Genomic DNA, 21,607 nt, shown 5'->3' with positions numbered 1-21,607 from the left:
AACGCAAACCCGGTCCGTCAGACGGTCAGTGGCCGAGGATCTGGCTGAGGAACAGCTTCGTCCGGTCAGACTGCGGGTTGTTGAAGAAGGCCTCGGGCTCGTTCTGTTCGATGATCTGGCCCTGGTCCATGAAGATCACGCGGTTCGCCACCTGACGGGCAAAGCCCATCTCGTGCGTCACGCAAAGCATGGTCATGCCTTCCTCGGCCAGTTCGATCATGGTGTCGAGCACTTCCTTGATCATCTCGGGGTCGAGCGCCGAGGTCGGTTCGTCGAACAGCATCACGCGCGGCTTCATGCAGAGCGAGCGGGCAATCGCCACACGCTGCTGCTGACCGCCGGACAGCTGGCCGGGGTACTTGTTCGCCTGATCGGGGATCTTCACCTTTTCAAGGTAGTGCATCGCCGTGGCGATGGCCTCTTTCTTCGGCACCTTGCGGACCCAGATGGGCGCGAGGGTGCAGTTTTCGAGGATCGTCAAGTGCGGGAAGAGGTTGAAGTGCTGGAAGCACATGCCGACCTCGGAGCGGATCTTGTCGATGTTTTTCAGGTCGTTGGTGAGGCGCGTGCCGTCCACGGTGATCGAGCCCTGCTGGTGTTCCTCCAGCGCGTTGATGCAGCGGATCATCGTGGATTTGCCCGACCCGGACGGGCCGCAGATGACGATGCGTTCGCCCTGGTAGACCGTCAGGTTGATGTCGCGCAGCACGTGGAAGGTGCCGTACCACTTGTTCATGTTGGTGATCTCGATGGCGATCTCGTCCGAGACCTGCATCTGCGAGGGGGCTTTGGCTTGTTCGTTCATTGTCTCAATCCTTCATATCGCGACCGCTGCGCCCCTTGTGCAAAGGGGCGCGGCGTTGCGCTCAGCGGTGCGAGCGGTCGAGTTTCTTTTCCATGTGAACCGAGTACCGGGACATGCCGAAGCAGAAGACCCAGTAGATCAGCGCAATCGTCAGGTAGCCGGTGTAGGCGGTCGTGGGGGTCGCCCATTCCGGGTCCTTCAGGGTGGTCATCAGGATGCCGAGCAGGTCGAAGATCGAGATGATGAGAACCAGCGTGGTGTCCTTGAACAGGCCGATGAAGGTGTTGACGATGCCCGGGATCACGGTGGTCAGCGCCTGCGGCATGATTATCAGCCGCATCTGCTGCCAGAAGGACAGACCGAGGCTCATGCCGCCTTCGTACTGGCCCTTGGGGATCGCCTGAAGGCCGCCACGGATGACCTCGGCCATGTAGGCGGAGGCGAACAGCATGACGCCGATCATGGCGCGCAGCAGCTTGTTGAAGTCGACACCGGGGGCGAGGAAGTAGGGCAGCATCGCCGAGGCGAAGAACAGCACCGAGATCAGCGGGATGCCGCGGACCACCTCGATGAAGATCACCGAGGAATAGCGGATGATCGGCGCGTTGGACCGGCGCCCCAGCGCCAGCAGCATCCCCATGGGCAGCGACACCACGATGCCCGCGATGGCGACGACCAGCGTGATGGTCAGGCCACCCCACTTGTTGGTTTCCACCACCTCGGTGCCAAGCGCGAGGTCCACGACCATGGTCACCAGCGGCAGGACCGCAAAGATGCCCACGACGATCACACCCATCAGCAGCGCCGGGGCAAAGGCCTGCCCGACGTCGCCGAAGGTGCCGGATTGCGCCAGCCACCAGCCTGCGAAAAGCACGGCGGCCACGATGGCCGGGAACCAGACACCGGCAAAGATGTGGCTCAGGTCGCCGTCATCCTCGACCGGCATGCCGTTCAGCAGAACGTAGGCCAGCACCGGGAAGCCGATGAGCATGAAGGCTGCGACCTTGCCCTTGTGCGACGGGCCGAAGATCAGCCAGCCGATGCCAGCCGCGAGGATGGCAAAACAGGTGTTCACGCGCCAGACGTCCTCGGGCGGGTAGAAGCCGTACATGAACTGATACCACTTGGCCTGGATATAGGGCCAGCAGGCACCGGTCGGGTTCGGCAGGCAGGCTTCGCGCTTGATGCCTTCGGGGTCGCCGAAGGTGGCCGAGAAGACGGCAAAGTCCAGCAGCGTCCAGGTCAGCCAGATGATGGCGTAGGCGGTGAAGACCGTGATGATGGTCATCAGCACCGAGGTCACGGCCTTCGGCAGCGACGAATAATCTGCCATGGAGGCGAAGATGTTGCGCCACAGCCAGGCGCGCGGGCCGATCTCGGACGAAGGCGCGGGCAGGCGCGGCGCGTCCTCGGTGCGGATATAGGCCACTTCGCGGTCGACGGCGGGGTATTCTACAGGTCTGTCTACCATGTCTCTTTCCTTACCGTTCGACCAGCTTCACGCGGTTGTTGAACCAGTTCATGAACGCCGAGGTCAGCAGCGAGATCACGAGGTACACGATGATCACGATGGCGATGATCTCGATCGCGCGGCCCACCTGGTTCAGCGTGGTGCCGGCAAAGACGGCGACCAGTTCCGGGTAGCCGATGGCGGCGGCCAGCGACGAGTTCTTGGTCAGGTTCAGGTACTGCGAGGTCAGCGGCGGGACGATCACGCGGAACGCCTGCGGCAGGATGACCTTGCGCATGGCGATACCGGCGGGCAGACCCAGCGCGGCGGCGGCTTCGGACTGGCCTTTCGGCACGGCCTGGATACCGGCGCGGACGATCTCGGCGATGAAGGCCGCGGTGTAGGTGGTCAGGGCGAGGAACAGCGCCATGAATTCCGGAGCGATGTAGCTGCCGATGCCACGCTCGAAACCGCGACGCAGGATCGGGCCTTCGGTCACGAAGTTCGGCCATTCGATCGAGATCGGACGCCCCATGATGAAGTACACCACGACCGGCAGGCCGATGATGACCGCGGCGCTGACCAGCCCGACCGGAGAAGGCTGACCCGTCTGGTCCTGCTTCTTCTTGGCGTATTTGGCGTAGCCGATGGCCGCGGCGATGGCGACGACGACCGAGATCAGGACAACGGTGATGCCGTCATGCACGATGGGGTAGGGACCGTAGATGCCCTTGGCGTCGAATTGCAAAAGGCCGGGAACGAGCGTCGCAAAGGTGCCGCGCTCGGACGGCGCGATGATGCGCAGCACGGCGGTCCAGAAGAAGATCTGCAACAGCAGCGGGATGTTGCGCAGCAGCTCGACGTAGATGGTGGCAAAGCCGCGCAGGACAAAGTTCGGCGACAGCCGGAAAATTCCCAGCAGGAACCCCCAGAACGTCGCGAAAATGACACCTGCAATGGAGATGATGAGCGTGTTGGCGATACCCACCAGGAAAACATCGAAAACGGTACTGGTGCCGGCCTCGTAGCCGGTGATCCAGGTGCCAAAGGTGGTCAGGATCTGGATGTCGGAGGGCCTTCCGAAGAAGTCGAAACCGAATTCCTTGTTCTGGGAGGCAAGGTTGTCGGCCGCGTTGCCGATGGCCACCCAGATCATCGCCAGGATGGCGACGGCCAGGATCGCCTGGAAGAAGAGGGATCGCGCCTTTGCGTCGAAGACCAGGGCGGCGATGCCGCTACGCTCCCCCGATGACTTGCCTCCGGCGGGTGTGCCGCCTTCGCTCATCGAGCTCATGATGTTCCCCACTGTCGTCTGTGTTGTTCTTTTATGTGGAAAGGGACGGGGCTGGCCCGTCCCTTCCGGTTGTTCAGCCGTTTAGCGGATCGGCGGGGCGTACATGAAGCCGCCCTGGTTCCACAGCGCGTTCACGCCGCGCTCGAGCTTGAGCGGGGTGTCCGGGCCGACGTTGCGGTCGTAGATCTCGCCGTAGTTGCCGACAGCCTTGATCGCCTTGGCCGCCCAGTCTTTGTCGAGACCCATGGCCTTGCCATAGTCGTTCTCGCCCGCGCCGAGGATACGCTGCACCGAGGGGTTCTCGGAGGACATCATCTCGTCGACGTTGGCCTGGGTGATGCCGTATTCTTCGGCTTCGATCAGCGCGTTCAGCACCCAGCGGGAGACCTTTTCCCACTGCTCGTCGTCCGAACGCACGGACGGGCCAAGCGGCTCCTTGGAGATGATCTCCGGCAGGACCATGTGATCGTCCGGAGCGGCGAGCTTCAGACGCTCGGCGGCCACGCCGGAACGGTCGGTGGTGAACACGTCGCAGCGGCCCGCGCCGTAGGCTGCGACCACTTCGTCCGAATTCTCCAGCGCGACCAGTTCAAAGGTCATGCCGTGCTGCTTGAAGTAGTCGGTGATGTTCAGTTCGGTGGTGGTGCCGGTGTTGGTGCAGATGGTCGCGCCGTCCAGTTCCAGCGCCGAGGTCACGCCCAGCGACTTGGGAACCATCATGCCCTGACCGTCGTAGTAGGTCACGCCGGTGAAGGTGATGCCCAGGTCGGTGTCACGGGTGATGGTCCAGGTGGTGTTGCGCGACAGCACGTCGATCTCGCCCGAGGACAGCGCGGTGAAGCGGTCCTTGGCCGACAGCGACACGAATTCCACGGCTTCGCCGTCACCCAGGACAGCGGCGGCCACGGCGCGGCAGTAGTCCACGTCCAGACCGGTCCAGCGGCCGGAATCGTCGGGCGTGGAGAAGCCCGGCAGACCCTGCGACACGCCGCACTTCAGCTTGCCAGCGGCCTTCACGTTGTCCAGCGTCGCTGCGGACGCGGCGCCCGCGGCCAGCACGGCGGCTGCTGCAATGGCGAGTGTTTTCGATTTCATGTTTTGCTCCCTGATAGTGAAATCTGGATGTCCGAACACTGATGGCGCGGTGTCTCACGCTCTGACGGCTTGCCGCCGGAGAACGCCTTGTCCCCTGTTTTGCCTCGGTTCTTGAACATCTGATCAAAAGTTTAGTCTGAAAAATTGGCGCGTGTAAATTCACGCGTTGCAGAAGTTTTACGACCCCGCCCCGCACAGTCTGGTGGGATATGTGATAAATTGCTGAAATGCCTATTTAATTTCATTCTTCCAGAAGGGGTGTCACGAGCCGTTAGCGCCTATTTTGTAGGCAGGGACGCCCGTGCGGTTCTTCGAAAAAACCGAAGTGTGACGGACGCCGTTCATCCTTTGGGTTTACATTCGGTGTGCGAATGCAATCGAGGATTGCATAAAAATGCTCCACTCGGATAGATTCTCCGGCTACGGTTTACGCCGGACTCGCTTCTGAATGGGCAAACGGGCGCACCGCCTCACGCAGTCCTTCCTTCGGGCCGTTACGTCCGCTGGTCTGCGACATGGGGGACACTCCCGACCCTTCCGCCTGCATTTCCGGTCGCCATCGGGGTGACACCGCAGTCGAAAGTGTCCGGCACGCGCGGGCGGACGCCCTCGGACGTTTTCCGGCATCGGACAGCAGAACCCCGTGAGGGGGGAAATCATTCGTTATCACGGGATTATGGCGGAGAGACAGGGATTCGAACCCTGGGTGGACTTGCGCCCACAACGGTTTTCGAGACCGCCCCGTTCGACCACTCCGGCACCTCTCCGCGGTCTGGGTAGGGGGCGTTTAGACAATCCGTTCAGCGGGTGCAACAGGGAAAATCACGGAAATCCGCCGTCGCCGAAAATCATTCCACCAACGTGGTTGTTGCCGCGCCTGCGAGGGGCTACCTCTGGCAGAAAGACAAAGCGCGAGGACCAAATGGCGCCCCAGACCGGACACTCCCCGGCACATATCATCCTGCGGGCGCTGCGCCTGCTGTCGGCCTGCTTCATGCTGTCGTTTGCGGCGACCGTACCCGCGCGCGCGGAACCGGTGGACGACCTCATGGAGGCGCTCCAGATCGACGCCATGCTCGACATCATGCGCGAAGAGGGCATGGCCTATGGCGCCGACCTCGCCAACGACATGTTTCCGGGCGGCGACAACACGCGCTGGCAGGCTCTGCTGACCGAAATCTACGATCCGGCCAAGATGCACGTGGTCATGCGCGGTCACTTTGCCGAAGTCCTCGGTCACACCGAAATGCGCACGCTTGTGGCCTTCTTCAATTCCGACATCGGGCAGGAGATCGTGCAGCACGAGCTTTCAGCCCGGCGCGTGCTGATCGAGGATGATGTCGAGGACGCCGCCCGTCAGGCCTTTGTCGAAGCGGACCCCGACACCAAGCGCATGAAACAGCTCGACCGTTTCGTCGAAGTCAATGACCTGCTCGAGGCCAACGTGGCCGGTGCGCTCAACGCCTCGTTCAAGTTCTACAGCGGGCTGGTGGACGGTGGCGCGCTCCAGATGAGCGAGGGGGACATCCTCGCCGATGTCTGGGGCCAGGAGGAAGAGACCCGGCAGGACACCCGCGAGTGGCTTTATGCCTTCCTGATGCTGGCCTACGAGCCGCTGTCTTCCGACGACCTCGACCGCTACATCGACGTGTCCTCGACCCCCGAGGGGCGGGTTCTGAACCGCGCGCTCTTTGCCGGGTTCAATGCCATGTATGACGAGATCAGCTATGCGCTGGGTCTGGCAGCAGCGGACCAGATGCAGACGCAGGAGCTTTAATGCGGAGCGCGAGCCAAGGTTTCGGAAAACCCGCATAGCGTGAAAATCACCTTGGCGAGTCGCGGACTCATCCTCTGGCGTTTCCCTGACCGACGACATCGTGCAGGCTGCTGCAGAAGGTGTGCAGGGCTGGGCCGCCACGAAGGACGGGCAGAAGGCGCTGGAAACCAGCGATCCGGACGATCTGACCGGGTATTTCCAGGACGGCCTCAACTCCGACCACTTCGACAAGCTGCGCAACCTCGTGGCCAGGCTGAACCCGGTCAAGGCGATCTCGCTTGGCGTGATGGGCAATGCCGACCTGTTTGTGGGCGTGCAGGGGGCCTTTGGATATGCCGACGACCTGCACAACTTCGACGAGACCTCGGCGATCTTCGGCGGCGGCGGGCTGATCGAGGGCGTGGACGCGGCCTTCGAGGGCAGTATCGCCGTGGGGATCTGGCTGGAGCCTACAGCCGACATCGGCGGGTTTTACATCGGGGCCGAGGTGGACATCGACGAGGGCATGGGCGTGACCGCGCTGGCCTGTGCTTCCCATGACGACAACGACAAGTTCCGCGACGAGGAGGGCGTGAACCTCGATTTCGCCAAGGTGGTCATGATCGGGTTCCACGTCGGGCTGGGGGACGGCGTCGCGGCGGACGAGAGCTATTTCTTCGCCGGTCACATCACGAAATACCCGTCTTTCCAGACTGGCACGGCCAAGCATCAGGTGAACCTGACGACGATGCATTGTGGCAAGCAGGACGCGCGGGACAATGCGCAGGACAGCGTCACGCTGGTCTGGCGGGTCGATGGCGGCACGCAGCAATACGGTTATCCGATTTGGAACGACATCCAGATGCGCGGCACACCGAACAGCGACATTTACCAGGTGCCGCTGGGCACCGTGATAAAGTTCGACGAAAGCTTCGAGATCGACCTTTACGTCAATGGCCACATGGTGAAGACCCATCGCTGGCACGACCACGACTTCAAGGGGCCGGGGGACGTGCAAACGAAGACCTTCAGCAACGACGATTGCAGCTACGATTTTGGCGCGCGGTTGCAGTTCTAGGGGCGGTGTCCGCTGCGCAAGCGCCTTCGCGGCAGGCTCTTGGCAGGCTCGGGATGGGCCAGTTCTCCCTTGACAGGTAAGGCACACACGCGTAGGGACAGCCCACCAAAGGACGGGGCTTCGGCCCCGCCTTTCGTTTTTTGCAACAGACGTTCCGAAAGGGACGCGCGGTTCGAGGCCGGGGGAAGCCCCGCACAACGCCCGTCAGACGGGGGCCACAGGACGCGGGAAAGAAAAGGATACGCGCATGTTCGCGGTAATGAAAACCGGCGGCAAGCAATACAAGGTCCAGGCGGGCGACGTGCTCCGCGTGGAGAAGCTGGCTGCCGATGCGGGCGAAACCGTCCAGTTCAATGATATCCTGATGCTGGGTGGCGATTCGGTCACCGTTGGCGCGCCCCTCGTGGCCGGTGCCGCGGTTCAGGCCGAAGTGGTCGACCAGATCAAGGGCGAGAAGCTCATTCACTTCGTGAAGCGTCGCCGCAAGCACAGCTCGCAGCGCACCAAGGGCCACCGCCAGAAGCTGACCCTCGTCAAGATCACCGAGATCCTGGCATCGGGCGCAGACGCCACCGGCGTGAAGGCCGCGATCGGTTCGGGTTCCGCACCGAAGGCCGCGTCCTCCGCAGCAGCAGCCCCCAAGGCCGCCGCCGCAGGTGACGACCTGACCCAGATCACCGGTGTCGGCCCCGCCGCCGCCAAGAAGCTGAACGAAGCCGGCATCAACACCTTCGCCGACCTCGCCGCCGTGAACCCCGAGACTTTCGAGGGCGCAAAGGTGAAGGCCGAGTGGGTCGAGCAGGCAAAGACGCTGGCGTAAGCCGCGATAGGTAAGGAGAGAGACACATGGCACATAAAAAGGCAGGCGGTTCCTCCCGCAACGGTCGCGACTCTGCTGGTCGTCGTCTTGGTGTGAAACTGTACGGTGGCCAGGCGGCCATCCCGGGCAACATCATCGTGCGTCAGCGCGGCACCAAGTTCTGGCCGGGCCAGGGCGTCGGCATGGGGCGCGACCACACCATCTTCGCCACCGTCGAGGGCGCCGTGACCTTCAACAAAGGTCTGAAGGGTCGCACCTTCATTTCGGTCCTGCCAGTGGCCGAGGCTGCGGAGTAAGCCGTTCTTCACGTTTGAAGAGTATTCAGACAGGGGATCGGCCAACCGGCCGGTCCCCTTCGCATTTTTTGCACCGAGACATTGATTTCGGGTCGAAAATTCCGGGGTTGGCCATACATCGGACAAGAATGTCCGCTACCCCAGACCCTCGCGTTACCGAGGGAGTGCACAGAGGAGAGTGCAGATGGGCCTTGATACCACCACCGTAAAGGTGCCGCATCAGGCGGCGCCCTGTCCCTCGCGTCAGCCGACCGTGGAAACCGAACGCTTTGACCTGCGTCCGGTGCGCCGCGCCGATATGGGCTTGTGGGAGATGTACGCCAAGGACGAGCGCGTCGCGACCATGACGCCGACGATCCCGCATCCGCTGCCCCCCGGCGCGTCCGAGGCATTCGTGACCCGCGCCATGGCCGAAGACCGCGATACGGACTTCTGGGCAATGGACGGCACGAAATCGCACAAGTCCGAATTCATGGGCGTCATCAAGCTGCTGCGCATGGACCGCAACCAGTCCGAGGTCCGCTACTGGGTGGCCCCGGCGTTCTGGAACACGGGCCTCGCGTCCGAGGCCGTGCGCGCGCTGGTCGAGGCCAACCCGATGGGCAACAAGACGGTGTTCGCCTCGGTCTTCCAGGACAACCCGGCCTCGGCCCGTGTCTTGGTCAATTGCGGCTTCGAATACATCGGCGACGCCGAATCCTATTCCATTGCCCGTGCGGCCAAGGTCCCAACCTGGACCTACCTGAAGAAACTCGGCTGAGGAAACGCCCATGCTCCGATCCGAGCGGCTGGTCCTCCGGCCGCTCACCGGGGCGGACGCGGACTGGATACACACACAGATCACCCGACCTGAAGTGCATCGCCGGCTGGCCGGCGTGCCCTTTCCCTGCGGGCGTGCCACCCAAGGCGCGCCGATCACCAGCGGCTGTGTCGAGGCCGACGCCGCCTCAGAAAACGTCCTGCGCAAGCGGGGCTCTACCGTGACCGGCCGTGTCACCCGCCAAGCGCCGTTGCCTGGCCGGGACGACACGGCCCTCCGCTCTCGGCTGGACCCCGAAACACCTATCCCGCAAGCCCCTGCGCAGCCTGCCGCTTGAGAACCCGCCGATTCCCGGCTACATGCCGCTTACCCTTTCGAAAGCATGCCCCATGAAATTCCTCGATCTCTCCAAGGTCTACATCCGCTCCGGTTCCGGAGGGAACGGCTGCGTCTCTTTCCGCCGCGAGAAGTTCGTCGAATTCGGCGGTCCCGATGGCGGTGACGGTGGCAAGGGCGGCTCGATCTGGGCCGAGGCCGTGGACGGCCTGAACACCCTCATCGACTTCCGTTACCAACAGCATTGGTTCGCGCAGAACGGGCAGGGCGGCATGGGCCGCGTCCGCACCGGCAAGGACGGCGAAGACCTCGTGCTCAAGGTTCCCGTCGGCACCGAGATCTTCGAAGAAGACGAGGAAACCGTCGTCGCGGACCTGTCGAAACTGGGCGACCGCGTGTTGCTGGCCAAGGGCGGCAACGGCGGCTGGGGCAACCTGCATTTCAAGACCTCGACCAACCAGGCGCCGCGCCGCGCCAATCCCGGGCAGGAGGGCATCGAACGCACCCTCTGGCTGCGGCTGAAGCTGATCGCCGACGTGGGTCTCGTGGGGCTGCCCAACGCGGGCAAATCCACCTTCCTCGCCGCCACGTCGAACGCGCGGCCGAAGATCGCGGATTACCCCTTTACCACGCTGCACCCGAACCTTGGCGTGGTGAACGTGGACAACACCGAATTCGTCGTCGCCGACATCCCCGGCCTGATCGAAGGCGCGCACGAGGGCCGTGGCCTGGGTGACATCTTCCTCGGTCACGTCGAACGCTCGGCCGTGCTGCTGCACCTGATCGACGGCACCTCCGGCACGCTGATCGAGGATTGGCAGACCATCTGCGATGAACTCGACGCCTATGGCGCAGGGCTGGCGGAAAAGCCGCGCGTCACTGTGCTGAACAAGATCGACGCCATGGACGCCGAGGAACGCGCCTTCCTCAAGGACGAACTGGAGGCCGCCGGGGCCGAGAACGTCATGCTCATGTCCGGCGCGACCAAGGAAGGCGTGACCGAGGTGCTGCGCGCCCTGCGCCCGCATGTGGACGCCCGCCGCGCTGCCGACAAGCCCGTCGATCCCGAAGCCGAGTCCGAGGGGGACGCGCCTTGGAAACCCTGACCGCCTCGCACAGCGACCAGTCCGACGCGCTGGCCTCCGCGACCCGCGTGGTGGTCAAGATCGGCTCGGCGCTGCTGGTGGACCGCAAGACCGGCGACCTGCGCACCGACTGGCTCGCCGCCATCGCCGAGGACATCGCCGCGCAAAAGGCCGCTGGCAAGGACGTGATCCTCGTGTCCTCGGGGTCCATCGCGCTGGGGCGCGGGCTGCTCGGCCTGCCCCAGACCGCCCTGCCGCTGGAACAGTCGCAGGCCGCCGCCGCCTGTGGCCAGATCCGCCTTGCCCACGCCTGGGCCGAGGCGCTGGCCAAACACGGGCTGACCACCGCGCAGGTTTTGGTGACGCTGGAGGACAGCGCCGACCGCCGACGTTATCTGAATGCGCGCGCCACCATGTCGACGCTTCTTGCCCATGGCGCGGTGCCCATCGTCAACGAGAACGACACCGTCGCCACCGATGAAATCCGCTACGGCGACAACGACCGCCTCGCGGCGCAGATCGCCGTCACCACCGGTGCCGACCTGCTGATCCTGCTCTCGGACGTGGACGGGCTCTACACCGGCAACCCCAACGACGACCCCACGGCGCAGCACCTCGCCATCATCGACGACATCACCCCCCAGATCGAGGCCATGGCCGGTGACGCCGGATCCGGTCTGTCCAAGGGCGGGATGAAGACCAAGGTCATGGCGGCCAAGACCGCCACCGCCTCGGGATGCGCGATGATCATCATGCACGGGGCCGACAACCACCCCCTGCAACGCCTGACCAGCGGTGCGCGTCACACGACCTTCACCGCCACCACCGACCCGCATGCCGCCCGCAAGCGCTGGATCGCGGCGATGAAATCCCAAGGCACGCTGCATGTGGACGAGGGCGCCAACCGCGCGCTGCACAACGGGAAATCCCTGCTGCCCGCCGGGATCACCCGCGTCGAGGGCAGCTTTGGCCGGGGCGACCCGGTGACTCTGCGCGCGCCTGACGGCACCACGCTGGGGCAGGGCCTTGCCCGCTACACCGCCGAAGAGGCCCGCCTGATCGCCGGTCATCAATCCCGCGAGATCGAGGAAATCCTCGGCTACCCGGGCCGCGCCGTGCTGATCCACCGCGACGACATGGCGCTCTGACGCGACCAGGGCAGGGGCCGGAACCTCCAGCTTTGCACCCCTGCTTCTTCTTGGTAAAAATACTCAACTCCAACCCCTCAACCAAAGGCCAGAGCCATGAAGGATCTCACCGATATCCCCGCCCTGATGCACGACATCGGACGCCGCGCCCGCGCGGCTGCGAGCGAGTTGGCCTTTGCCCCAGCCGCCGCCAAACAAAAGGCGCTGGAAGAGGCGGCCAGACACCTCTGGGACAACCGCGCCGCCGTGATCGAGGCCAATGCCGAAGACCTGAAATACGGCGAGGAAAAAGGCCTGAGCGCGGCCATGATGGACCGCCTCAGACTGACCGAGGACCGCATCGCCGCGATCCGCGACAGTCTCAACACCGTCGCCGCCCAGAACGATCCCGTGGGCGAGGTCATCACCGAATGGGACCGCCCGAACGGCCTGCATATCAAGCGCGTGCGCACGCCGCTGGGGGTGATCGGCGTGATCTATGAATCGCGCCCCAACGTGACCGCCGACGCGGGCGCGCTGTGCCTGAAGGCCGGGAATGCCGTGATCCTGCGCGGCGGCTCGGAATCCCTGCATTCGTCGCAGGCCATCCACGCCAGCCTCGTCCACGGCCTGCAGGCAGCGGGCCTGCCCGAGGATGCGATCCAGATGGTGCCGACCCGCGACCGCGCCGCCGTGTCGGAAATGCTGTCCATGGTCGACTACATCGACGTGATCGTGCCGCGCGGGGGCAAGGGTCTCGTGGGGCTCGTGCAGCGCGAAGCCCGTGTGCCGGTCTTTGCCCACCTCGAAGGCATCGTGCACATCTACATCGACAAGGACGCCGATCCTGTGAAGGCGCTGAGCGTGGTCAAGAACGCCAAGACCCGCCGCACCGGGATCTGCGGTGCCGCCGAATGCCTGCTGATCCACCGCGACGTGGTGGACACGATTGGGCAAGGGCTTGTGAAGGCGCTGATCGAGGCCGGCGTCGAAGTGCGCGCCGACGCGACCTTGCAGGCCATCGTGGGCACCGAAGCGGCGACCGAGTCCGACTGGGGCAAGGAATATCTCGACATGATCATCGCGGCCAAGGTCGTGGACGACATCGACGCGGCCATCGCGCATATCCGACAGTATGGCTCGAACCACACCGATGCCATCATCACCGAGGACGACGCCGCCGCGGCGCGCTTCTTCCAGCGGCTCGATTCCGCGATCCTGATGCGCAACGCCTCGACCCAATTCGCGGACGGCGGCGAGTTCGGCATGGGCGCGGAAATCGGCATCGCCACCGGCAAGATGCACGCCCGTGGCCCGGTGGGCGTCGAGCAGCTGACCTCTTTCAAGTATCTCGTCGAAGGCGACGGCGCGATCCGCAGCTGAAGGAGCCCGTCGGCTTGCGCGCTGTCGCGGCGGTCCGGCGGGTAGGTTGTCGAGATGTGTCGCCCTCGCGGCGCTCGGGCGGGGAGTTCATCAAGATATGTCGCCCTCGCTGCGCTCGGGCGATCGGCCGGGGGGCTTTGCCCCCCGGACCCCCCAAGGGTATTTGGAAAACCAAAGAAGCAGGTGACGGGACCGGGCTGGAGACGGCTTTGTCTGTGACCACGGGCGGGGAGACGCGCCGTCAGGCGATCTTGACCGTCAGATTGTCCGGGCCTACCTGTGCCAGAAGTTGACGGCCATGGGCCTGGGCGAGGATGGGCAGCAGGGCGAAATGCACCTTGTCGGCGGGCGGTTCCGGCAGCTCCCCGACGCCGTTGAGGTGATCCCAGAGAGCGCGGTCGGCGTTTACGCGTGGTCCCGAGGCCCGCACTGTCCAGCCCGCCGCATCCCGGTCGAAATACACGTGGCCGCCCATAGGCAGCGCGCTTTCGCAGCACAGATGTGCCAGGAAACACAGCTGGACGTCCGTGCGGGCATGATCGCCCTCTTCGTTCCAGTCGGCTTTCAGCCGCCCGCCCTTGGAAATGGCGGACAAGGTGCTGCCGATCTCGCGCTTTGACATGCTGTGGCCTTCGCTCGCATGGCCAAAAGCCACCCGGAAGAAGCGGATCCGCGCCGCGGCGCTTTCGCAGCTGTCCTGGATCAGCGTCAGTTCGGGACTGTTCTTGCCCACGTCCCCGGTCAGTGACATCAGTTCCAATCCGTTCTGGATTGCGCCGATCGGACTGATTAGATCATGACACAGCCGCGAGCCGACCAAGGCGGCCAGGGTGGCACTGACATTTTGCATGGGCAATTCCTCCTGGAGGCGATGATATGACTGACCTGAACGCTTTTCTAGAACCTGGAATGCTGGTGCGCCATCCGGGACAGCCTGATTGGGGTCTGGGCCAGGTGCAATCCAACATCAACGGACGCATCACCGTCAACTTCCGGGATCAGGGCAAGGTTGTTCTGGATGGCTCTGTCGTCGCCCTTCTGCCTGTTTTCGAAACCTAAATTATTGGTTCAGGCGTTGAGAAATGGTTAACCAAGCTCAAGGGGCGCAGGCCCGGCAGGCAAACGGGCCGGAAAATGGATGGGTAAGGGTATGAGTGACAGCTTCACGGTGCATCTGGCCCGCGACGAGAGCGATGTTCGGGACGCGCAGCGTCTGCGGTACGAGGTCTTCGTGGCCGAACTGGGCGGCGACGGCGCCCTCGTGGATCACGAGAACCGGCTGGAGCGGGATCGGTTCGATCCGTATTTCGATCACCTGCTGGTGCGCGATCCTGCGCGGGACGAAAGGGTCGTGGGCGTCTACCGCCTGTTGCGCGATGACCGCGCCCGCGAGGCTGGGCAGTTCTACTCCGAAGACGAATACGACCTGACGGCCCTGCGGCGCTCCGGGCGGCGTCTACTGGAACTTGGACGCTCCTGCCTGCATCCCGACTATCGCGGCGGTCCGGCCATGTTTCACCTCTGGCAGGGGCTGGCCGATTACGTTCTGGATCACGGCATCGAGGTGCTGTTCGGCACGGCTTCCTTCCACGGCACCGACGTGGCGCAGCTGGCGCCCTCGCTGTCGCTGCTGCATCACCGCCATCTCGCGCCCGAGGACTTGCGGGTACGGGCGCGTGCCTTTCAGTCCATGGACCTTGTCCCCGAGGCCGAGATTGACCGCGTACAGGCCATGCTGGAGGTGCCCGCGCTGATAAAGGCCTACCTGCGGCTGGGGGGCTGCGTGGGCGAGGGGGCCTTTGTCGATCACGCTTTCAACACGACCGACGTCTGTCTTGTCATGGACACCGCGAAGATGACAGAGCGTCAGCGCGCGCTTTACACGCGGGAGCGTGCGACGTGAGCCCGACCTGGGACGACGGCGCTGCCCCGCCGCAGCATCCGTCCTTCACTCTGGCGGACAAGCTGCGCATCGTGGCGCGCGGTGTGCCGGTCCTGCTGGTGCTGGGGTTTGGTCTTGTGCTGCTCGGGCTGACGCGCCTCATTGAGGCACCGCTGTTTGGCCCGGAACGCCCCGTGTCAGCGGGCATCGTCAAGGGGGTCTGTCGCATCGTCCTGCGCCTGATGGGGCTGAGGGTGCGTATCACGGGGCCGCGCATGACCGGCCCCGGGGCCATCGTGGCGAACCATTCGTCTTGGCTGGACATCTTTGTGCTGAACGCCTGCCGCACGGTGTTTTTCGTATCCAAGGCCGAAGTCGCGGGCTGGCCGGGCATCGGGCTTCTGGCAAGGGCCACGGGCACGGTCTTCATCTCGCGCGACCGCCGCGAGGCCGGGGCACAAACCGCCGTGTTCCGCGAGCGCCTGTCTCACGGCCACCGCCTGATGTTCTTCCCCGAGGGCACCTCGACCGATGGCCTGCGTGTGCTGCCGTTCAAGTCGACGCTCTTTGCGGCCTTCTTTGACGAGACGCTGGTGCACGAGATCCAGTTGCAGGCCATGAGCGTGATCTACCATGCGCCCGAGGGCACGGATGCGCGGTTCTACGGTTGGTGGGGGGATATGGATTTCGCCCCGTCGATGCTGCGCGTTCTGGCGCAGCCTCGGCATGGCTTGGTCGACCTGATCTGCCATGCGCCGGTGCGTGTGGATGATTTCGCGAACCGCAAGAGCCTCGCCAGCCACCTTGAGGAGCAGGTACGGGCGGGACACGCGATGGGGCTTGTCGGTCGGACCTGATCGGCGGGATCAGCGCGTGACTTGGTTCGTCGCGCGCGGTCTGCGCCCGCGTGGGGGCTCTGCCCCCGTCCTGCGGACTCCCCCGAGGGTATTTGGAAAACCAAAGAAGGAGGGGGCGGTCCGGGACAGAGCGTGGTCGTCCGGGACCAGGCCGGTCAGCCTGCCATGGCTGCCTGAAGGCGCTTGAGCGCGGCGAGCGGGTCGTCCTGCGACCAGATCTCCTCGCCGATGGCGAAGAAGTCGGTGACGGGGGTCAATTGGCGGACGAGGTCCTCGGTCAGCCCGCCTTCGGCAACGACGGGAACCTCGATCATCTCGGACCACCACTGGAACAGCTCGTGTTCGGCCAATGCGCCGTCGCCCAACGCGCCGCCCACCGGGCCGAAGCTGACGTAATCCGCGCCACCTTCGCCGGCGGTCATGCCGTCGTGGCGCGACTGGGCGCAGTAGCTGCCTACGATGGCATCCGGCCCCAGCGCCTTGCGCGCAGCGCGTACCGAGCGGGACCCGTTCAGCAGGTGCACGCCGTCCAGCCCCAGCCGTTCGGCCAGCACCACATGGGTGTCGATCACCAGCGCCACGTCCACCTGATGTGCCACCTCGCGGATCGCATCCGCCGCGCGCATCAGCTTGTCCTCGTCACGGGTGGCGAGGCTCAGGCGCAGGCAGGCGGTTTCGACCTCGTTCATCAAGCGCGCCAGCTGGCCGGGAAAGCTCGAGAGTTCGAACTCCGGCGGGGTGACGAGGTAGATCTGCGGCGTCTGCGCTTCGGTGGTCATGTCGGTCCTCCTGACAGATCGGTGTCTTAGCCGAGGGATTGCCGTTTGACCATGGGGATTTGGCAGCAGGCCGAGGGGCAGGTGGCAGGGACGGATGCCTTTGGCGGGCGTCTTTGCACAGCACAGAAACAAGGGCGCGGGGCTTGTCCCCCGGTGTCTGCCGCTTTAGGCGGGGGCGGAACTGCAAGCGGAGGGCTTCATGCCGACAGGAACACCGCAGCCGGCCATCGTGCTGGTGCGCCCGCAGATGGGCGAGAACATTGGCGCCGCCGCGCGCGCCATGTGGAACTTCGGCCTCGACCGGATGCGCGTCGTCGGCCCGCGCGACGGCTGGCCGAATTCCAAGGCCGTGGCCATGGCCTCGGGGGCGGGTCGTCTGCTGGACGAGGCGCAGCACGTCGACACCCTGCCCGAGGCACTCGCCGATTGCCATTTCGTGCTGGCCACCACGGCGCGCTCGCGCGACTTGACGAAAACCGTTTACGAGCCGCGCGAGGCCATGCAGGAAGCCGCGCGACGCATCGCCGCTGGTCAGAAGGTCGCTGTCATGTTCGGCCCGGAGCGCGCCGGGCTGGAAAACGAGGACGTGGCGCAGGCCAATGCCATCGTCACGGTCCCGGTCAACCCAGAGTTCTATTCCCTCAACCTCGCGCAATGCGTGCTGCTGATGTCCTACGAATGGCAGCGCGCCGTGGCCGAGATCGCCCCGAAGGTCGACGCGCTGGCGGGGACCGAGATGGCGCTTGGCCATGAGGTCGAACACCTCGCGCGCCATTACGAGGACCGGCTGGACGAGGCGGGGTTTTTCTTTCCGGAAACCAAGGCGCAGGGCATGAAGACCAACCTGCGCAACATGTGGTCGCGGATGCCGCTGACCCGCGCTGACGTCCAGATGCTGCATGGCATGATGCGGCAGGTGGTGCGTTGGGCCGGAAAGGCCGAGGGACAGAAAAAGGCCGACTGACGGGGACGCGCCAGTCGGCCAGGAGCCGGACCGGCCAGGGAGGAAGCCGGTCCTTGCGGGGGCAGGGGCCGCGCAAGGGCGGCGGCTGCCCGAAATGCCCCGAGGTCTGCCGTCCTGCTGCCCGCACGACTGGCGACCCCGGGTCAAGCCGATCCCTGTCCGACAAACGCGAAGCGGCTGGCCCGGCGGATCGGATCGGCTTGGTGTACCGGGTCCGGGCGTCGGCATCGTTGCCGGATCGCACCACCGGTGACGGCGGGGCGACTTGGCCGGGACCCGGCCATGTTCGTATTCAGGATGCGCGCGGACCCTTGGGGAATGCGGGCGTTGCGCACAGGGCGGCAGATGGCCTGCCGGGAAATGCTGTGTTCCGAAAGGTCCGATGCTCCGGCCCTTGGTAGGTATGGGTTCAGTCTATCAGCCTCAAGTTGCGCCCGTAAGTCAGGAATGCCTGACGTTCTCAGCCTCAGCCGCGAAAGATCCCGGTCATGTACTTCGGCACCATGACACCGCGCGGAATCGCCGGACTGCTGCGATACGTCGGGCTTGGCTGCACCGGCCGGGGGGCTGGCGACGGGCGTACCACCATCGGCGGCTCTGCCTGAACCCGGCGCGTGCTGCACCCGCTGGGCCGCAAATACCCGGCCGAGACCCAGGCCGTGCCGCCCCCGGAGCGGACCATGGCCCAGCTGCCTTGCCAGCGCAGCACCTCCACGCGGGCGCAGGGCGACAGGGTCGCCACCTTGGGATAGGTGACGCCGGGGCCACTGCGCACGTTCAGCGCGCTTTGTCCGACCCAGGCTGTGTCGGCCTCCGCCACGGAGGCCATCAGGAAAACAGATGCAACGATACCGGAAAATGTACAGGTCTTCATGGTCGGTCCCTCGTCCATATGCCCCGTCAGGTGCCGAGGCGCGTGCCTGTCTTCCTGCTCCGTACATTTCAAATAGGGATGCGGGCGGCATGTTTCAGGTCAGGCATTCCTGACCCTGCGTCAGTCACGCGATGCGGATTTCCCACTCAAGCACGCCACCGTGATCCGCGCGCTTTCGACGCCACGCTCTGCCTTGCAGCCGGGGCCGCGCACACTATTGTAGCGCCCGACGAACAGACGACCTGAGAGGGAACCCGGGCATGGCGGAAAAACGCAAGCTTTTCGAGGAGGTAGGGGCCGAGACGCCCAAGGCCGCGCCGAAGGGTGGCATGATCGACGCGGGCCGTGGCGGCGCGCGCGGTGCCATCCGTGCCTGGCTCATGGTGCTTTTCGCCCTCGTCATGGCGATGATCGTCGTGGGCGGGCTGACCCGTCTGACCGACAGCGGCCTGTCCATCACCGAATGGAAGCCGCTCACCGGCGCGATCCCCCCGACCAGCGCCGAGGCCTGGGAGGCGGAATTCGCCCTCTACCAGCAGATCCCGGAATACCAGTTGCAGAACAAGGGTATGACGCTGGAAGAGTTCAAGGGCATCTACTGGTGGGAATGGGGCCACCGTCAGCTGGGTCGCGTCATCGGTCTGGTCTGGGCGCTTGGCTTCTTTGGCTTCCTGATCGCGCGCAAGATCCCGACCGGCTGGACGGGTCGCCTGCTGATCCCCGGCGTGCTTGGCGGCGTGCAGGGAGCGGTGGGCTGGTGGATGGTGTCCTCGGGCCTTGGGCACGGGATGCTGGACGTGGCCTCCTACCGGCTTGCCACGCACCTTGGCCTTGCCTTCGTGATCCTTGGTTTCATCGCGTGGTACACCTACGCGCTGGCCCGGCCCGAGCGTGACCTCATGCAGGCCCGCCGCAGCGCCGAGCCAAAACTGTTTTCCATGTCCACCGGCCTTCTGCACTTTGCCTTCCTGCAAATCCTGCTGGGCGCACTGGTGGCGGGCATCGACGCGGGCCGCAACTATCCCAGCTGGCCGCTGATGGAAGGCGGGCTTTGGCCGTCCGGCATGTTCGAGATCGAACCGCTCTGGCGCAACTTCTTTGAAAACTCCGGTCTCGTGCAATTCTTGCACCGAATGGCGGGCTACCTGCTGTTCGCCTTCGGCGTGGTGGTCTGGCTGCGTGGGCGGCGCTCTGCCAATCGCGATACGCAATTCCGCTTCAACGCGGTCTTTGCCATGTTGCTCCTGCAAGTGGTGCTTGGTATCGTTACGGTTGTATACTCCGCGCCCGTTCAGATCGCCATCGTGCACCAGCTGGGCGCCGTACTTCTTTGGGCATTGATCCTGCGGGCACGCTTTGCCGCCCGTTACCCTCTGCCGCAATCTGTTCGAGGATAACCAGATGGTTCAGGCGTTTAATGAGTTGATGGCCTTCCAGCGCGACACCGAGGCGCTGGGGCAGGTGGCCGGTCGCCTTGGCTGGGACCAGGAAACCGTGATGCCGCGCGGCGCCAGCGACCAGCGCAGCGACGAAAGCGCCGCCATGGAAAGCGTGCTGCACCAGCGCCGCATCGACCCGCGCATTCCCGAATGGCTGGCGCAAATCGACGCCGAGGCATTGGACACGGTCGGGCAGGCGCAACTGCGCCGCATCCGCCGCGACTACGACCGCACCGCAAAGGTGCCGGAACGGCTCGCCATGGCCCTGGCGCGCACCACCAGCCGCGCCCATGTGATCTGGGCCGAAGCGCGCGCCGACGACGATTTCGCCGCCTTCGCACCGATCCTGCAAGAGGTCCTCGACCTGCGCCGCGAAGAGGCCTCGGCCCTGGCCGATGGCGGCGACCTCTACGAGGCGCTGCTCGACGGCTATGAACCGGGCGCAAAGGTCGCCAATCTCGACGCCATGTTCGGCGCGCTGCGCCCGCGCCTCGTCGCCCTGCGCGAGGCGGTTCTGGCCAAGCCCGAACTCCCCGGCCTGAGCCAGTCCTTCGACGAACACGGCCAGATGAAGCTAGCCCGCCTGCTGGCCAAAACCTTTGGCTACGATTTCAAACGCGGCCGCGTCGACAAGGCGGTGCATCCCTTCAGCTCCGGCTCGGGCGACGATGTGCGCATCACCACCCGCACCGAACCGCTGGACCCGTTCAACTGCCTCTATTCCACGATCCACGAGGTCGGCCACGGCTGTTACGAACAGAACGTCGATGCCGCCTACCGCCTGACGCCGATCGGGCAGGGCGCGTCCATGGGTGTGCATGAATCCCAAAGCCGGATCTACGAGAACCAGCTTGGCCGTTCGCGCGCCTTCACCGGCTGGCTCTACGGCCAAATGCGCGACACCTTTGGCGACTTCGGCATCGCCGACGAAAACGCGTTCTACGCCGCGGTGAACCGGGTCAAGAACGGCTACATCCGCACCGAGGCAGACGAGCTACAGTATAACCTTCACGTCCTCCTGCGCTTCGATCTGGAACGCGCCATGGTCTCGGGCGACCTCAACGTGGGCGATCTCGAAACCGCGTGGAATGACCGGTTCAAGGCCGACTTCGGGTTCGAGGTGGACAAACCGTCCAACGGCGTCCTGCAAGACGTGCACTGGTCGGCGGGGCTGTTCGGCTATTTCCCGACCTACACGCTGGGCAATGTCTACGCGGGCTGCCTGTACAAGGCGCTCACAGCCGCGGTGCCAGACCTCGACGCTCAACTGGCAAAGGGCGATACCGCTGCTGCCATCAGCTGGCTGCGCGACAACCTACAGCAACACGGCGGGCTTTACGAGCCGCGCGAGATCGTCACCCGCGCCATCGGCGAAGCCCCGTCAGAAGAGCCGTTGCTGAACTATCTCGAAGAAAAATTCCGTAACCTCTATGCTTTATAAAGGGCTGGCGAGAACCCACCGGTGAAAATCGGCGTCTTCAAGCCGTAGGTCATGAAACGGGTTTCGCCTCCTTCGGAGGCGATCCG

At 64.6% G+C, this 21,607-nt stretch carries 22 protein-coding genes and 1 tRNA gene; 15 read left to right on the top strand and 8 right to left on the bottom strand.

Annotated elements, in window-relative coordinates:
- Positions 1–25: 25 nt before the first annotated feature.
- The 5 genes from ACP16H_RS23195 to ACP16H_RS23175 form a co-directional block, all read right to left on the bottom strand.
- Positions 26–805 (bottom strand): amino acid ABC transporter ATP-binding protein, encoded by a 780-nt coding sequence (locus tag ACP16H_RS23195; RefSeq protein WP_425074605.1) that lies wholly within the window; start codon positions 803–805, stop codon positions 26–28.
- A 61-nt stretch (positions 806–866) separates the two neighbouring features.
- Positions 867–2,276 (bottom strand): amino acid ABC transporter permease, encoded by a 1,410-nt coding sequence (locus ACP16H_RS23190; protein WP_425074604.1) that lies wholly within the window; start codon positions 2,274–2,276, stop codon positions 867–869.
- A 10-nt stretch (positions 2,277–2,286) separates the two neighbouring features.
- Positions 2,287–3,549, bottom strand: a complete 1,263-nt coding sequence (locus tag ACP16H_RS23185; RefSeq protein ID WP_425074603.1) for an amino acid ABC transporter permease — start codon at positions 3,547–3,549, stop codon at positions 2,287–2,289.
- A gap of 81 nt (positions 3,550–3,630) precedes the next feature.
- Positions 3,631–4,644, bottom strand: coding sequence for an amino acid ABC transporter substrate-binding protein (locus ACP16H_RS23180; RefSeq protein ID WP_425074602.1), 1,014 nt, complete (start codon positions 4,642–4,644; stop codon positions 3,631–3,633).
- A gap of 677 nt (positions 4,645–5,321) precedes the next feature.
- A tRNA-Ser gene (locus ACP16H_RS23175) sits at positions 5,322–5,411 on the bottom strand.
- 155 nt (positions 5,412–5,566) lie between these two features.
- On the opposite strand from ACP16H_RS23175, the gene ACP16H_RS23170 reads away from it, so the two are divergent.
- From ACP16H_RS23170 to ACP16H_RS23130, 9 genes are all read left to right on the top strand, one after another.
- Positions 5,567–6,421 carry a DUF2059 domain-containing protein gene (locus ACP16H_RS23170; protein ID WP_425074601.1) on the top strand — a complete coding sequence of 285 codons (855 nt, stop codon included), beginning with the start codon at positions 5,567–5,569 and terminating at the stop codon, positions 6,419–6,421.
- A gap of 100 nt (positions 6,422–6,521) precedes the next feature.
- Complete coding sequence (locus ACP16H_RS23165) at positions 6,522–7,478, top strand: hypothetical protein (protein WP_425074600.1); 957 nt, start codon at positions 6,522–6,524, stop codon at positions 7,476–7,478.
- Positions 7,479–7,725: 247 nt separating this feature from the next.
- The gene (locus ACP16H_RS23160; RefSeq protein ID WP_425074599.1) at positions 7,726–8,298 is read left to right on the top strand and encodes a 50S ribosomal protein L21; all 573 of its coding nucleotides are present in this window, start codon (positions 7,726–7,728) and stop codon (positions 8,296–8,298) included.
- Between the two features lie 26 nt (positions 8,299–8,324).
- Positions 8,325–8,594, top strand: a complete 270-nt coding sequence (gene rpmA / locus ACP16H_RS23155; RefSeq protein ID WP_425074598.1) for a 50S ribosomal protein L27 — start codon at positions 8,325–8,327, stop codon at positions 8,592–8,594.
- Between the two features lie 184 nt (positions 8,595–8,778).
- Positions 8,779–9,354, top strand: a complete 576-nt coding sequence (locus ACP16H_RS23150; protein ID WP_425074597.1) for a GNAT family N-acetyltransferase — start codon at positions 8,779–8,781, stop codon at positions 9,352–9,354.
- 10 nt (positions 9,355–9,364) lie between these two features.
- Complete coding sequence (locus ACP16H_RS23145; protein WP_425074596.1) at positions 9,365–9,691, top strand: hypothetical protein; 327 nt, start codon at positions 9,365–9,367, stop codon at positions 9,689–9,691.
- A 52-nt stretch (positions 9,692–9,743) separates the two neighbouring features.
- Positions 9,744–10,796 carry a GTPase ObgE gene (gene obgE / locus ACP16H_RS23140; RefSeq protein ID WP_425074595.1) on the top strand — a complete coding sequence of 351 codons (1,053 nt, stop codon included), beginning with the start codon at positions 9,744–9,746 and terminating at the stop codon, positions 10,794–10,796.
- Positions 10,793–11,923 (top strand): glutamate 5-kinase, encoded by a 1,131-nt coding sequence (gene proB, locus ACP16H_RS23135; RefSeq protein ID WP_425074637.1) that lies wholly within the window; start codon positions 10,793–10,795, stop codon positions 11,921–11,923. Before obgE ends, proB begins: the two co-directional genes overlap by 4 nt.
- A 96-nt stretch (positions 11,924–12,019) precedes the next feature.
- On the top strand, positions 12,020–13,285 hold the full coding sequence (locus ACP16H_RS23130) for a glutamate-5-semialdehyde dehydrogenase (RefSeq protein WP_425074594.1): 1,266 nt from the start codon (positions 12,020–12,022) through the stop codon (positions 13,283–13,285).
- A 241-nt stretch (positions 13,286–13,526) separates the two neighbouring features.
- Here the strand turns inward: ACP16H_RS23130 and ACP16H_RS23125 are convergent, their stop codons facing one another.
- A complete protein-coding gene (locus ACP16H_RS23125; protein WP_425074593.1) occupies positions 13,527–14,135 on the bottom strand; it encodes a histidine phosphotransferase family protein in 609 nt (202 codons plus the stop codon).
- 26 nt (positions 14,136–14,161) lie between these two features.
- Between ACP16H_RS23125 and ACP16H_RS23120 the strand changes: the two genes are divergently transcribed.
- The 3 genes from ACP16H_RS23120 (at position 14,162) to ACP16H_RS23110 (ending at position 16,024) form a co-directional block, all read left to right on the top strand.
- On the top strand, positions 14,162–14,344 hold the full coding sequence (locus ACP16H_RS23120) for a DUF3553 domain-containing protein (RefSeq protein WP_425074592.1): 183 nt from the start codon (positions 14,162–14,164) through the stop codon (positions 14,342–14,344).
- A gap of 91 nt (positions 14,345–14,435) precedes the next feature.
- The gene (locus ACP16H_RS23115; RefSeq protein WP_425074591.1) at positions 14,436–15,188 is read left to right on the top strand and encodes a GNAT family N-acetyltransferase; all 753 of its coding nucleotides are present in this window, start codon (positions 14,436–14,438) and stop codon (positions 15,186–15,188) included.
- Positions 15,185–16,024, top strand: coding sequence for a lysophospholipid acyltransferase family protein (locus tag ACP16H_RS23110; RefSeq protein WP_425074590.1), 840 nt, complete (start codon positions 15,185–15,187; stop codon positions 16,022–16,024). Before ACP16H_RS23115 ends, ACP16H_RS23110 begins: the two co-directional genes overlap by 4 nt.
- Before the next feature lie 155 nt (positions 16,025–16,179).
- Here the strand turns inward: ACP16H_RS23110 and ACP16H_RS23105 are convergent, their stop codons facing one another.
- On the bottom strand, positions 16,180–16,803 hold the full coding sequence (locus ACP16H_RS23105; protein WP_425074589.1) for a thiamine phosphate synthase: 624 nt from the start codon (positions 16,801–16,803) through the stop codon (positions 16,180–16,182).
- Positions 16,804–17,002: 199 nt separating this feature from the next.
- Between ACP16H_RS23105 and ACP16H_RS23100 the strand changes: the two genes are divergently transcribed.
- Positions 17,003–17,767, top strand: a complete 765-nt coding sequence (locus tag ACP16H_RS23100; protein WP_425074588.1) for an RNA methyltransferase — start codon at positions 17,003–17,005, stop codon at positions 17,765–17,767.
- A 466-nt stretch (positions 17,768–18,233) separates the two neighbouring features.
- Here the strand turns inward: ACP16H_RS23100 and ACP16H_RS23095 are convergent, their stop codons facing one another.
- Positions 18,234–18,641 (bottom strand): SH3 domain-containing protein, encoded by a 408-nt coding sequence (locus tag ACP16H_RS23095; protein WP_425074587.1) that lies wholly within the window; start codon positions 18,639–18,641, stop codon positions 18,234–18,236.
- A 260-nt stretch (positions 18,642–18,901) separates the two neighbouring features.
- Here ACP16H_RS23095 and ctaA point away from each other — a divergent pair, with 260 nt between their 5' ends.
- Entirely contained in the window at positions 18,902–20,038 is a 1,137-nt protein-coding gene (gene ctaA, locus ACP16H_RS23090; protein ID WP_425074586.1) for a heme A synthase, read from the top strand.
- A gap of 4 nt (positions 20,039–20,042) precedes the next feature.
- Positions 20,043–21,521: a carboxypeptidase M32 gene (locus ACP16H_RS23085; protein ID WP_425074585.1), complete on the top strand. Its 1,479-nt coding sequence runs from the start codon at positions 20,043–20,045 to the stop codon at positions 21,519–21,521.
- The last annotated feature ends 86 nt before the right edge of the window (positions 21,522–21,607 follow it).

It is taken from the genome of Sagittula sp. S175 (genome assembly GCF_049800975.1).
Classification (GTDB): domain Bacteria; phylum Pseudomonadota; class Alphaproteobacteria; order Rhodobacterales; family Rhodobacteraceae; genus Sagittula.
The sequence above is the reverse complement of the archived record's forward strand: the minus strand, read 5'-3'. Positions and strand labels throughout refer to the sequence as shown.